The following is a 13227-nucleotide window of genomic DNA, read 5'->3' on the forward strand; positions in this document are numbered from 1 at the left end:
AGAAAGGATGTTGACACGATGGCAAAGAAACAAACAGCAGGACATGAACAATTAGGCGAATTTGCACCACAATTTGCTGAATTAAATGATGAGGTCCTTTTTGGGCAAGTTTGGGCCAAAGAAGACGAATTATCCGCTCATGATCGAAGCATGATCACCATTGCTAGTTTAATGACCAGCGGCAGTTTTCCACAGTTAAAAGCCCATTTACAAATGGCTAAACAAAATGGTGTGACTAAAGAAGAAGTTGTCGCCGAGATCACTCATTTATCATTTTATGCTGGGTGGCCCAAAGCTTGGTCTGCCTTTAATTTAGCCAAAGAAATCTATGGTCCTGATCATGACTAAGGTGATTATTCTCGGGGCGGCTAGTCAGATTTCTCGCTACTTAATTCCTGATTTATTGACACATTCAGCAATTGAGCTAACGTTATTTGCCCGGCAGGCTAGTCAGCGTTTGGCCGAATATCGCGGCCAAGCGAAACTGATTGATGGCGATTGGAATCAGGTTGCAGATTTGGTACCGGCGCTCACAGGGCAAGGACTTGTTTTTCTAGCGTCATCAGAAATCAAGGGCAATACGGCGGTGGTTGCTGCAATGAAGCAGGCTGGTGTTAGTCGCTTGATTGTTGCTGGTGGCTTGGGGATGAATGATGAAGTTGCCGGTGAATTTGGCCGCTGGAACGCTCGCATGATGGGCGATTACTCGCAATATAAACAGGCGGCGGCCATTATTTGGCATAGTGGTCTGAACTACACTTATTTGCGGATGACCTGGTTATATGATCAAAAGGGGAATACCAAGTATCAAGTGGTGCCATTGGGTGAACCACTTAAAGGTACTCAGATCACGCGCCAAGCTGTGGCTGCTTTTGTCACCAAGTTAATCTTGCAACCGGACTTGTATCAACAGGATAATATTGGCCTGGTGGAACCTAACACCGAGTGGGATAAACCATCATTTTATTAAGCGCTACGAATAACGGCTGAGGCCAAATTCTCAAACCAGCACTGATTTGATGCTAAAATAGTACTATCAAACAGCAAGCTAGTCGGGAGGAACAACCAATGCAAATTTGGATTGTGATTTTAGGCGTGACCCTAATCATTGGCGGCCTTTATCAAATGCGGTTGGCTTACCAAGCTTTTAAAGTTTGGCAAGCCAAAAAAGACAAGTCATTTACGCTATTGGGATTATTATTTGGCCTGATTTTCGGGGTACTGATGATCGTTGCCGGCTTTGCGTTCATCACCGGCCACTCTGCTGCTTTTATGAGTCATTTTGGCGGCCGTTGATTTGAAGTGAAACTAGTTTCGGGCAGAGTCGCGGACAACTCCGTTGCGGCCGGCGGGTTGTGGAACGCTGCCGACATTGATTTGAGCTTATTGCTAACGCAACAATCTCAAATACAAGTCTTCTTCTAACTGCTAAAGCGGTAAGAAGAATTTGGCTGCTTCTCGCAAGCTCCTACGCAAAGAAAGTGCCCTTGGCTGACAACCCGGCGGCCTCCACTGCGTTTTGAGTTAATTTAATCCACTTTAGTTTTGATTGATGTCAAGGCAGTACTAGTGAAGTTAGCTGCCAATCGCCCAGCAATCACCTGATTAAACTTACAGAATTGAGCACCACTATTTAGAAAAAATTGGAGTAAAACTAATAGGCCTGTTTGACAAGCTTTCTGGATGAAACCAGAAACTGTCGAACAGGCCTATTTAAGACAATTATTCAATTGTGATAACAAATTTAAATCAAGTTGATTAGCCCCACTACAATTGCCTTAGCCTTTAACTAAGATGAAAGACATTAATTCAACTCCAGACGGAATGGAGGGCGTGGTTGTCAGCCGCCAAATTTGTCTTATTGCTTTAGCAATTAGACAAAGGCTCGTATTTGAAACAATTGTGGTTTTCAATTGGTTCAAATCGATGCCGGCCGCGTTCCACAACCAGCAAGCCCGGAATGCAGTCAGAACCTGTTCGACTTCAACATCTTCACTTGGTTTTGAACTTTCAAGCTAGTTAGTCAACTTGCCACTGTCCATCAAAGCTTGCACTTCAGGTTGCACATGAGCGTAGTTTTTAACGGTGTTTTCGTAATCAATAAAGTACAACTTGTACCAAGTTAAGAACGTGAAGATCGTCCAAACTTGACGCCGACCATCAATTTTGCCCTCGAAGTTGTCAGTCAATAACTGAATGATCTGGTCTTGATCGAAGAATTCGCTGACCCAGTCTTCGCTAAATAATGCTTTGACGTTATTGTAATATTTCTCTTCGCGCAACCAAGTCTTGATTGGTACTGGGAAGCCTAACTTAGGACGAGTTGCCCAGTCACTTGGCAAATGCCGAGCGGCAGCTTTACGGAAAATATCTTTGGTGTCATGGCTATTCAGCAATAGCTTAGAAGGAATGGTATTGGCTAATTCAGCCACTTTTTTGTCCAAGAATGGAACCCGTAATTCCAAGGAATGAGCCATGGAAATCTTATCAGCTTTTTGTAAAATATCGTTTAACATAAAGTGATGTAAATCGATATATTGCATTTGCTTCACTTCTTCAGCGTTGGCCACTTTCTTGAAATCTTGTTGATAGATGCCATTAACTGTGAGGTCATTTTGATAAGGCTTCTTGACGATGCCATTGGCTTGCTTGCTGGTGAAAATCGTTGGTTGATCGGGATCATAAATAATTGATTCACCCACGTAATAAGCAGATGGTTCTGCCGTGTGTGTATACAAGTGAGTTTTACCAGGGAAGTTACGCATTTTCTTGATATGTTTTGCCAAACGGTAACGAGAATTCTTAGGTAATTTCGCCAAGCCGTTAGCAAAAACCTTGATGAGTTGATGATGGGAGTGCATGCCGTAGTTAACATAGCCAGCAAACAATTCATCAGCACCTTCACCAGAAAGTGCCACGGTCACTTTTTGGCGGGCGATTTTACAGAGATACCATAAAGGAATCAAAGAAGGATTGCCGTCAGGTTCGTCCATGTGATATTGCATTTCGGCAAAATCGCGGAACGCTTCGTCGCCATCAACAGTTGTGGCGTTGAAATGTAAGCCTTCCTGATCAGCCAAGGCCTTGGCCGCACTAGCTTCATTGTAAGGACCATTATCAAAGTTAACACTGAAAACTTCTTTAGGTTTCAGTAATGAAGTGACATAACTAGAGTCAACCCCTTCAGATAAGAAACTACCCACGGGAACATCGGCAATGTTATGCATTTTAACTGAGTCTTTGATTGTGTCATCAATGGCGTCGATGGTTTGTTCTGGGGTCCGCTTATAATCAATGTTATAGCTAGCATCCCAATATTCATGCATTTGGAAATCTTTGCCGTGCAATTCAAACCAATGACCAGCTGGGAAACGATAAACATTCTTGAAGAAAGTTTCAGGCAAGTCATTGTATTGATTCATTAAGTACGGCTTCAAAGCTTCAGGATTAAATTCCTTTTGGAAATTAGGTTGCGCCATGAAGGATTTGATTTCAGATCCCACAATGAACGTGTCATCTTTTTGATAGTAATAAAGAGGTTTGATGCCAAAGAAATCGCGGGCACCATAAAGGGTTTGCTTGTTATTATCCCAAATTAAATAGGCAAACATTCCGCGGACCCGTTTCAAAGTGCCAGCCATGCCCCATTCTTCGTAACCATGAAGCAAAACTTCGGTATCTGCCTTCGTTTTGAAAACATGGCCTTTAGCTTGCAATTCAGAACGTAGACTTTGGAAATTATAAATTTCGCCATTAAAAGTCACGAGGATTGAGTTATCTTCGTTATAGATAGGTTGAGCGCCGCCCTTTAAGTCAATAATACTTAAACGGCAGAAGCCCATGGCAACTTGGTCATTTGTATAATGGCCGCCGCCACCAATGTTTGGTCCTCGATGGCGAATCAGTTCCATCATTGATTCAATGATGGATGTTTTGTCAGTAATTGTTGGATCGTTAAACGCAATAATTCCACACATATGTAGCCCTCCGTGACTAAAAACCGTACAATCTCTCTAGATAATGTTACCACTGGTTAACGATGATAACTGCTTTTAAAGGCCTTTTCAGAAAAAATTAAGTTTCCTACCTATTGTAATGAAAATGAAACAATAGTTAAACGAACAATTTTGTCACTTTAGGGAAACAATCCTTGATAGTAAGCAATTATCCGACCCATATTCAACTCATATTTTAGCAAATTCACGACTGAATTGCATTAAATAGCCCACGAGCGGGATTACTTGACCGCAAAGATTGCTAATTCATAAAAAAGTTACCCTTTAAAGTTGCGTGCGGATGATGATGTGGAATTTATGTTCTAGGCAATTTGACGAGGAAATTATTCAAAAAATATTATTTTGTAAGGGCTTGCAATTTTATTAGAATCAAATATACTTAATTCTAGTTAAGTATATTTGAAAAGGAATGATATTGATCATGAAGAGTAATTTAGATATTTTCCTTAAACAGTATCAGAAAACACGTTACGATGTGGCCAAAATAACTGGTATTTCTGAAGCGGCCTTGTCCAAAGCGAATCGGCGCGATCCGGAAACTTACACGGTTAAATTAATTATGGCCTTGAGTCAGACAGTTGCGATATCATCAGGCGCAACGTTAAATCAATTACTACAAATTCGCGATGATCCTCACAGACTGATGCAAGCGACAACTTATGCAGAAATAAAACAATTGGTTCATCAGAAAGAAGGGCGTTTTTTAATTTGTGGCGATTTCAGTAGCTTTTTGAAAGGTGTTCGGAATGCCAGTTTAGATGATGAAGTCAACGATTGGTTTCAGGTGGGCACTAATGGCACGGGCACGATTGAAATGTGGGTGATTACGCGAATTTTAACGTTACTGACGCCAGGCGAAAATCGGCAGTTGGAAAATTTGAAGCAGGATATTGCGACGGCCTATCAGGTTCACATCGTTGATCAGACGACAGCAGAATTAAGTCTGCGAATTTTAAACGAATAACTCGCAAACAACTTGTCCGCTGAGGCTGACCTAGCTTATAATGAAACTAAGTTAAGTGGATTCTGTGGCGGCCGAAATGTTGCACAGAATCTTTTTACATCAAAGTGATTGAGGGGAGTTCAGGATTTTGGCAATTAAAGTGGGCAATAAGTTGATCATTATTACCGGTGCATCAGGTTCGGGCAAAACAACTGTCAGCAACTACTTGCATGATAATTATGGTGTGTTACGGGTGATTACCCATACGACCAGGCTGCCCCGCCAAGGTGAACAGGATAAGATTGATTATTATTTTGAAACGACGGCTAGTTTTGCTAAAAATCACTATATTGAATCAGTCGATTACGCTGGTCATCAATATGGTTCTTCCCGTGAGGCCTTGCAACGAGCTTGGCGGAAACGGCGCGTGGTTAGCTTGGTGCTAGATACTAAGGGCGCCGAGGCTTACGTTAAAGTGATGCCCAAACAACTGATTGTTTTGTACGTAGCGATTACCAATCCAGAAATTCTGAAATCCCGCTTACAAAAACGCGGCGACACTCCGCAAGCCATTGAACAACGCTTGCAAAGTGAGGAAGCTCAACGTGACCTAGCCGTACCAGCTGGACTTAAAGAATCCGCCCACGTCATTTTGAATGATTCCTGGGCCGAAGCACAACAACAAGTGGATCAGGTGTTGAAAAAAGAATTGATGCGCCGCTAATCACCTCTCAATCATTGTCATCGGATTTTGCAGAGATAGTCGCATTTAATTTAATAACAATCAAAAAAGCACAACGACATTTTTTGCCGATGTGCTTTTTCTAGTGCTATTTTTCAATTGAATTAGTTGCTGTTGATTTAGTGATGATAATTGAATTGACCAAGTAATTCAAAAGTATCCATAATTACGGGAAATTACCGCACAATTTCATGAATCAATTCAGGTAATTCTGGTGCTTCAGCACTAATCGTAAAGCTGTTCAAGACTTGATCTTGGACTTCTTGTGGTGCTGGGGCGTTCAAGTAAAGGGTTGCCAGTGGTTCGCCAACAGTAATCTGGTCGCCAATCTTCTTATGCAGCATAATGCCGACTGCAGGATCGACTAAATCTTCCTTCTTAGCCCGACCGCCGCCAATCTTCATTGAAGCTAAACCTAATTCGTTTGTTTGCATGGCGCTAACATAACCAGTTTCTTTAGCAGTGATGTCTAAGGTAGATAATGCTTGTGGTAATTTGGTTGGATCGTCAACCACGCTGGCATCGCCACCTTGGTCGATGATCAATTGTTTGAAGGCCTGTAATGCACTGCCATCAGCAATTTTAGCTTCAAGAATTTGCCGAGCTGTGGCGGTATCTTTAGCAATCCCTGCCAAAATTAACATTTCTGCGCCTAAAACTAAAGTCAATTCAGTGACATCTTTAGGACCTTCGCCCTTCAGAACATCGATTGATTCTTTGATTTCTAGGGCGTTACCAATGGCATAGCCTAATGGTTGATTCATATCAGTTAAGAAAGCCACACATGGCACATCATTTTGCTTGCCAATGGCTACTAAAGTTTCGGCTAATTTCTTAGCTTGGGCTTCATTCTTCATGAACGCGCCATTACCAGTTTTAACATCAAGTACTAACGCATTGGTACCAGAAGCTAATTTCTTACTCATAATCGAGCTGGCAATTAATGGAATTGATTCAACAGTGCTTGTTACATCGCGGAGTGCATAAATCTTCCGGTCAGCAGGCGCAACATCTTTACTAGCACTAACAATTGCGGTGCCGTGTTCTTGAACTTCCTCAATGAAGTGTTCAGTTGTCTGATTGACATTGAAATTAGGAATTGATTCGAGTTTATCCAAAGTCCCACCAGTATGGCCTAAACCACGACCAGAAATCATTGGATTCTTAGCGCCAGCCGCAGCAACTAGTGGTGCTAAAGGAATACTGATCTCGTCACCAACACCACCAGTTGAATGCTTATCAACTTTAATACCTGGAATCATGCTCAAATCCAGTTTCTCACCGGAATCCAACATTGTTTTTGCTAGTGTGGCAATTTCAGGATCAGCCATTCCCTTCAGATAAATCGCCATTAATAGCGCACTCATCTGGTAATCAGGAATCGAACCATCTGTATAACCATCGATAATAAATTGAATTTCTGGTGTTGTCAGTGTTTGCCCATCACGTTTCTTGGCAATTAGATCAACCATCCGCATAGAAAAAACCTCCTCAATTTGTTGCTAGTCCTAGTTTAACAATAACTATGGCCAGACTCAATTAGAATAGTGAAACCTTTTTTTATTTAAAACGATGAAGAATAAAACAGTGGCCCGTCCCGCGTGTCACCTGCTTACATTCTAACACGGTCCAATTATAAATTAAAGCGCTACCATTGCTGCTAAAAATGCGTATAATAAAGTTGGATAACTACAATGACCTAGCAGAGTTGTCAGTACTTCCTGAGTCGGGCTGGTGGTTACTGGGCGATTTGAATTTTAACTAATTCAGAGCAGAATGGCGGACAACTCCGTTGCGGCCGACGGAGTGTGGAACGCGGCCGGGATTGATTTGAGCTTATTGCTAACGCAACAATCTCAAATACAACCCTTATCCTAAGCGCTAAGGATAATTTGGCTGCTTCTCGCAAGCTCCTACGCAAAGAAAGTGCCCTTGGCTGACACTCCGGCGGCCTCCACTGCGTTTTGAGCCAAGCTAGTCCACCTTAGATTTTTTCAATATCAAGGCAGCACTGGCAAAGCTATACGCCAATCGCCCAGCAACCACCTGATGAAACTAACAGAATTCAGCACCACTATTTAGAAAAATAGTTTGGTTCTGATTGTGTCACAGGTTTTCTAGTTGAACTAAGAGATGCACGTATCAATTGATTGGGTTTGCTATTTAACATTGAGCACTAATTGAATTTGAGTAATAGCGTTTTTACTAGTTTTGTCTTAAAAACTGGCAAAAGTTAAGGGCACTAACTTAACTCCAGACGGCGTGGAGGGATCTTGGCGTCAGCCGCCAAATTTGTCTTACCGCTTCAGCGGTTAGACAAAGGCTCGTATTTGAGATTGTTGCGTAGCAATAAGCTCAAATCGATGCCGGCCGCGTTCCACAACCAGCAAGCCCGCAATGGAGTCAGACGCCATTCCGTTTTAAAACGACACTTGGTTTGCTGGTTTCATTCTTTGTGGTGCTGAAATATTCGGGTTGCACGAGATATTTAAATCGGGTATTGTAGATTACAATATTTTTATTGAAGAGGTGGGTTCATGTTAACTGAATCAGAATTACGGGCGTTACCAAAAGTTGAATTGCACTGTCACTTGGATGGCTCTTTATCCTTAAAGGCGATTCATCAGTTAGCAACAATGGCGGGGGTCAATTTACCTGAAGATGATCATGAACTAAGGAAGTTGGTCAGCGTTTCTGATGATGCGCTGGACTTAATGGACTATTTGCGGCGATTTGATATTGTTTTGCCATTACTCCAGACAGCGCCTGCTTTGGAGCTGGCAGCTTATGACCTAATGGAACAAGCCGCAGCCGATAATATTCGTTACATTGAAGTACGTTATGCCCCAGATCTTTGCCTGGAGCAAGGTCTGACGGTTGGTGAGACAATTGAAGCCGTTATTCAAGGACTTGCCCGCGGTAAAAAAGACTTTGGCGTGGAAAGTGGCGTGCTAGTTTGTGCAATGCGTCAATTTCCGTTAGCCCAAGGGCAACAAATGTTTCAGGCAGCCTTACCTTATTTGGGTAAAGGCGTGGTCGGCGGTGATTTTGCTGGCAATGAGGCCGATTATCGCACGGAAATTATCGCCCCTTCAATTGATTATGCGAAAAAATTAGGGATTCCCTTAACTGTTCATGCTGGTGAAAGCCATTGTGCTCATAACGTGATGGCGGCCCTGGCAATGAATATTCGCCGCTTTGGTCATGGGGTAGCTTTAGGCGAGACGCCAACTTGGCAAGCGGAAGTTGCTGCCGCTGGTGGTGTTTTGGAAATGTGCTTGACTAGTAATCTACAAACTAAAGCCGTTGCGAGCATCGCTGAGTATCCAGTCCCTCAATTATTGGCTAATCATGTTAAAATAACGATTAACACTGACAATCGCACAGTTTCTAACACTGATTTAACTCATGAATATGAATTGTGGCAGCAATATTTTGGCATTACGAAGGCGCAATTTGGTGAATTTAATCAAAACGCCCTTGCCGCCGCTTTCTGTTCGGAACAAATTCGGCAACAAGTGCAACAAGAATTAACGCAAGCTTACGCTTAGTCAGGGTCGTCCCTTTACGGCGACGGCCGGAGAGGATTGACACAATGAAAAAAATTGGTTTTATTGGTACTGGCGTGATGGGCACTGGCATGATCAAGAACTTATTGAAAGCTGGTTACGCCGTGACGGTTTATAATCGCACCCAGGCGCACGCCGCCACGGTTATCGCCGCTGGGGCAACTTGGGCGGCTAGTCCAGCCGCGGTCACTCAGACAACTGATGTGGTGATCAGTATGGTTGGTTTTCCGCAAGATGTGGAACAGATTTATTTTGGCGATGCGGGAATTTTAAGCGCCGCTCGTCCTGACCAAATCATTATCGACATGACCACGAGCAAGCCCGCTTTAGCCGCTAAAATTGCCACGGCCGCCGCTGCCAAAAACATTCAAGCTTTAGATGCGCCGGTTTCCGGTGGCGATATTGGCGCTAAAAATGGCACGCTGACGATTATGGTTGGCGGGGCTGAGCCAACTTATCAAGCGGTCTTGCCAATTTTTCAAGCCATGGGGCAGCGAGTACAACTATTCGGCGGTCCCGGCAAAGGTCAAGCAACTAAAATGGCCAATCAGATTATGATTGCTGGAACGATGACTGGCTTAACAGAAATGCTGGTTTACGCCAAAGCGGCTGACTTAAATCTAGAAGAAGTTTTAAAGACAGTTGGTGCTGGTTCTGCCGCCAATTGGTCGCTGACGAATTACGGCCCGCGGATTTTGGCTGGTGACTATACACCGGGATTTTTCGCGAAGCATTTTCTGAAGGATTTACGAATTGCCTTAGAGGAAGCCGACCAAATGCATTTAGATCTGCCAGCCACAACTGAGGCGAAGAAGCTTTATGAAACCTTAGTTGATGATCAGGGTTTGGGCAATGATGGCACGCAAGCATTGATTAAGCTTTGGTGGGAACAATAAAAATAAAGAACCTATTAACTCCAATATTGAAGTTGATAGGTTCTTTTTATTTTTAACCAGTATTAGTAGAAATGGCCCGGCTTAATTTCATTGACGCTTAATTGGTGCTGTTCGATGAAACTAGTTAAATTAGGTGCGACAATTTGTAATAATTTTTGGCGGAAATGCGGTACTTGGCCAGCAATATGTGGCGTAATTAAGACATTATCCATTTGCCACAAGGGACTAGTTGACACTAAAGGCTCTTGCTCGAAAACATCAAGGGCGGCGAAGGCTAATTGCTTATTTTGCAAGGCGGCAATTAAGTCACTAGTTTTCACAGAAGCCCCACGGCCGACGTTGATGAAACTAGCTTGAGGATTCATTTGCGCGAAGAACTTTTGGTCAAAATAATATTTGGTGCTTGGCGTTAGCGGCATAATATTGACGATTGTCGTCGCAGCCTTAATTGCTGGCGCCACGGTTTGTTGCGTGAACATTTTTTGGAAGCCAGGTCGAGCTTCACCAGCAGTATTAACGCCATAAACCGTAATACCCAAAGCACTTGCTCGTTTGGCAAGCATTTGGCCAATATGACCAGCTCCGAAAATTAAAAGTTTTTCGTCGCTGAGATCAGTTAATGGTACCGAACCAGGTAACCATTTTTGCTGGGCCTGGTCTTTTTGATAGGCTAGTAAGCCACGACTGCGACCAAGCATGACGCCGAGAACGTGTTCGCTAATGACATTGACATGAATGCCACTGCCGTTGCTGATTAACACGTGGCGCTGGTTTAATTCAGCTAGGGGCAAATAATCAACTCCAGCTGAGATTGATTGCACCCAAGCCAGATGAGGGGCGGCCAAAATTTCGGCGGCCCGATTTTTCTGCCAACCAATGACAATGGTTAACTGGTTTGTCGGTATTTCAGGATGTTCACTAGCTAATATCAAGTCGTAATTAGGGGCAATTTGGCGCAATTGCGCTTGTTGTTCTGGTTTGAAATCAACGAAAGAATAAATAACTGGTTTAGTCATGACGGTCTCCTTTATTGATGAGTATTATCTCTCATTATAAACATAACCAAACTAGAAAGGGCATTTGCTGATTTTGCAAACAGCGGTCGCAAATGTGTTTGGAGCTAAGGAAGTTGCTGTTCAGCACCTGCTGAGAAATTAGTCGTGTGATTCATCATGCAACTGATTTCGGTGCTTTATGACGAATAAATTCGGTTCAAAAAAATATTTTGTGCAAAAATTTTAAAATTAATGGCAGTTAGACATAATGTGTCCATATTGAATGGTATTCTTGTCTGTGTCGATTTTAGTGACCTACCATGACAGTGCTTATCGCAGATACTGACCTAATAGAAGCTGAAATTGGTGGCTATCTCACAAGAAAATTTAATTGATAAAAAATAAAACATTGGCAATAGATTGAAATGTATTTACAAACAAAAATGATTCAGATACAGTGAGTTTAATCAACGAGTTGATCCCTTTTTGAGGTGCTAAATTGACAGGAAGGGAGGGACCGAGTTGGATAAACAAGTGGAAAGTTTATTGCCGAATTTAAAAAAACTGCAGGATTTAAAATTCGAAATTTATCTCCGCAGTCATCATCAATTAGATTTTCATTATTTTGGGTTATACACACTGGAAACGAAGCAGCAGACAATTGATCTGGGCGATTGGTATCATCAGTTCAAAGATCAATTATCGCTCACTGAGCTTGCCGACTTAATTATTAAGCACTACCAGTTATAATTTGATGATTCGCATTAAGGCGGAAGCGACTTCTTCGCGCTTTTCACTGGGCAGGGTAGCCAAGTATTTCATGAGTTCTAACGTTTGAACACCTGTTAAATTCGGATCAACGAATAAATCAGACATGCTTAGTCCTAAGGCGTTGGCAATATCGTTTAATTTCTTTAGTTTCAGATTGTCAATCTTACCGCGCTCTATTCTGGAGATAAAACTGTATGAGCTGCCCGAACGTTCAGCTAATTCTTCAATTGTTAAACCTAATGCAAGGCGGCGGTCACGAATCATTCGACTGATTGTTTCAAGCACTTTGGCGGCCACTTCTTTCACGTTTTACTGTAACGATAGAATATTTTTTTTAAGGTTGAAAGAGCTAAAAAAGTACATTTATGCTAATAATATAGCAATAACGATATACTGATGTTATAATTGCCACAGGAAAGTGTTCACATATGAGATTAGATAGTCTATATTTTATTCGGCTAAGTTGATAAAAAAATATCGACTTATTGCTGGCGTGGTTAGCTTTATTATCAGTGTCATTATTCGATAAAATATGAATTAGGCATGTATGATTTGTCATTTGTTAAGACAGAACTTGATTGCTAATTAATTCATTAAGGCTTTATTGCTTCAGAATGGCGCGAAACAATAGCGAGTTGTATCTAAGATAGGAGGCATTATTTTGCCAGAGCAGCACACAGAAATTGCGATAGCTTTTGCTCGAGACCAGGTTATCAAAGAAAGCTTTCGGAAGCAGATGGAGAAAGCAACTAACCTGTTACTTCAAGATGAATTAACAGCCTTTTTAGGATACGAGGCATTTCACCGGCCGGGCAGTACAACTAATTATCGTAATGGCTTCTATAAGCGGCAATTGTGGACGAGGTTCGGTTGACTGAATCTGCGGATACCGCGTGATCGCGCTGGTAGATTTAATGCGCGTACGTTTAATCGTGATTCCGAACAGAATCGTGAGTTAGAAAATTTAATTCTGGACCTGCGTCGTGAAGATGCCAAAACAACCGATATTAATCACCGACTGAAAGAACTTTATGGCCCTTATTATGAGACGCCGGCAGTGACGTCAATTATTAAATCGGTGAATAATCACCACGACATTCTACAAGCGCGGCGCTCGAACTATCGCTATTCTGGTGTTTACCAGCAAATATTGCCGGTGCTTCTGGCCGATGACTCAGCGGCGCGTTATTCAGTTAATGTAAAAATTAGTTCGGTGATCGATTCCGACGATGAAGTGTTTAGTTATTTGCTAAATACCTCTTATCAATCGCCTGATTTGAAATTGTAGACGTATT

Annotated in this window: 13 protein-coding genes and 1 pseudogene; 10 read left to right on the forward strand and 4 right to left on the reverse strand. The window is 42.3% G+C overall.

The genetic code is table 11. The features are described 5' to 3' along the window. Positions 1-18 precede the first annotated feature (18 nt). From EKM82_RS04720 to EKM82_RS11335, 4 genes are all read left to right on the forward strand, one after another. Positions 19-348, forward strand: a complete 330-nt coding sequence (locus EKM82_RS04720; protein WP_125767163.1) for a carboxymuconolactone decarboxylase family protein — start codon at positions 19-21, stop codon at positions 346-348. Next, positions 341-970 carry an NAD(P)H-binding protein gene (locus EKM82_RS04725; protein ID WP_125767164.1) on the forward strand — a complete coding sequence of 210 codons (630 nt, stop codon included), beginning with the start codon at positions 341-343 and terminating at the stop codon, positions 968-970. Before EKM82_RS04720 ends, EKM82_RS04725 begins: the two co-directional genes overlap by 8 nt. A 98-nt stretch (positions 971-1068) precedes the next feature. After that, on the forward strand, positions 1069-1296 hold the full coding sequence (locus EKM82_RS04730) for a hypothetical protein (protein ID WP_125767165.1): 228 nt from the start codon (positions 1069-1071) through the stop codon (positions 1294-1296). A 528-nt stretch (positions 1297-1824) separates the two neighbouring features. Beyond that, the gene (locus EKM82_RS11335; protein WP_164508110.1) at positions 1825-2019 is read left to right on the forward strand and encodes a hypothetical protein; all 195 of its coding nucleotides are present in this window, start codon (positions 1825-1827) and stop codon (positions 2017-2019) included. Here EKM82_RS11335 and asnB read toward each other — a convergent pair. Further along, positions 2016-3977 (reverse strand): asparagine synthase (glutamine-hydrolyzing), encoded by a 1962-nt coding sequence (gene asnB / locus EKM82_RS04735; RefSeq protein ID WP_125767166.1) that lies wholly within the window; start codon positions 3975-3977, stop codon positions 2016-2018. The two genes, EKM82_RS11335 and asnB, sit on opposite strands and share 4 nt — an antisense overlap. A 448-nt stretch (positions 3978-4425) precedes the next feature. On the opposite strand from asnB, the gene EKM82_RS04740 reads away from it, so the two are divergent. Beyond that, positions 4426-4980, forward strand: a complete 555-nt coding sequence (locus EKM82_RS04740) for a helix-turn-helix domain-containing protein (protein ID WP_164508111.1) — start codon at positions 4426-4428, stop codon at positions 4978-4980. A gap of 133 nt (positions 4981-5113) precedes the next feature. Beyond that, positions 5114-5683 (forward strand): guanylate kinase, encoded by a 570-nt coding sequence (locus EKM82_RS04745; RefSeq protein ID WP_125767267.1) that lies wholly within the window; start codon positions 5114-5116, stop codon positions 5681-5683. 194 nt (positions 5684-5877) lie between these two features. On the opposite strand, the gene EKM82_RS04750 is transcribed toward EKM82_RS04745, so the two are convergent. Further along, positions 5878-7179: a pyrimidine-nucleoside phosphorylase gene (locus EKM82_RS04750; protein WP_125767168.1), complete on the reverse strand. Its 1302-nt coding sequence runs from the start codon at positions 7177-7179 to the stop codon at positions 5878-5880. 1059 nt (positions 7180-8238) lie between these two features. Between EKM82_RS04750 and add the strand changes: the two genes are divergently transcribed. Continuing rightward, a complete protein-coding gene (gene add / locus EKM82_RS04755; protein ID WP_125767169.1) occupies positions 8239-9252 on the forward strand; it encodes an adenosine deaminase in 1014 nt (337 codons plus the stop codon). A gap of 44 nt (positions 9253-9296) precedes the next feature. Beyond that, positions 9297-10166: an NAD(P)-dependent oxidoreductase gene (locus EKM82_RS04760; protein WP_125767170.1), complete on the forward strand. Its 870-nt coding sequence runs from the start codon at positions 9297-9299 to the stop codon at positions 10164-10166. A 62-nt stretch (positions 10167-10228) separates the two neighbouring features. Here EKM82_RS04760 and EKM82_RS04765 read toward each other — a convergent pair whose 3' ends face one another. Next, positions 10229-11182, reverse strand: coding sequence for an NAD(P)-dependent oxidoreductase (locus tag EKM82_RS04765; protein ID WP_125767171.1), 954 nt, complete (start codon positions 11180-11182; stop codon positions 10229-10231). 501 nt (positions 11183-11683) lie between these two features. Here EKM82_RS04765 and EKM82_RS04770 point away from each other — a divergent pair. Next, positions 11684-11911 carry a hypothetical protein gene (locus EKM82_RS04770; protein WP_125767172.1) on the forward strand — a complete coding sequence of 76 codons (228 nt, stop codon included), beginning with the start codon at positions 11684-11686 and terminating at the stop codon, positions 11909-11911. Here the strand turns inward: EKM82_RS04770 and EKM82_RS04775 are convergent. After that, positions 11906-12217 (reverse strand): helix-turn-helix domain-containing protein, encoded by a 312-nt coding sequence (locus tag EKM82_RS04775; RefSeq protein WP_125767173.1) that lies wholly within the window; start codon positions 12215-12217, stop codon positions 11906-11908. The two genes, EKM82_RS04770 and EKM82_RS04775, sit on opposite strands and share 6 nt — an antisense overlap. Before the next feature lie 376 nt (positions 12218-12593). Here EKM82_RS04775 and EKM82_RS04785 point away from each other — a divergent pair. Next, positions 12594-13220, forward strand: a pseudogene (locus tag EKM82_RS04785) (transposase). The last annotated feature ends 7 nt before the right edge of the window (positions 13221-13227 follow it).

This window comes from Lapidilactobacillus wuchangensis, assembly GCF_003946645.1.
Lineage (GTDB): Bacteria > Bacillota > Bacilli > Lactobacillales > Lactobacillaceae > Lapidilactobacillus > Lapidilactobacillus wuchangensis.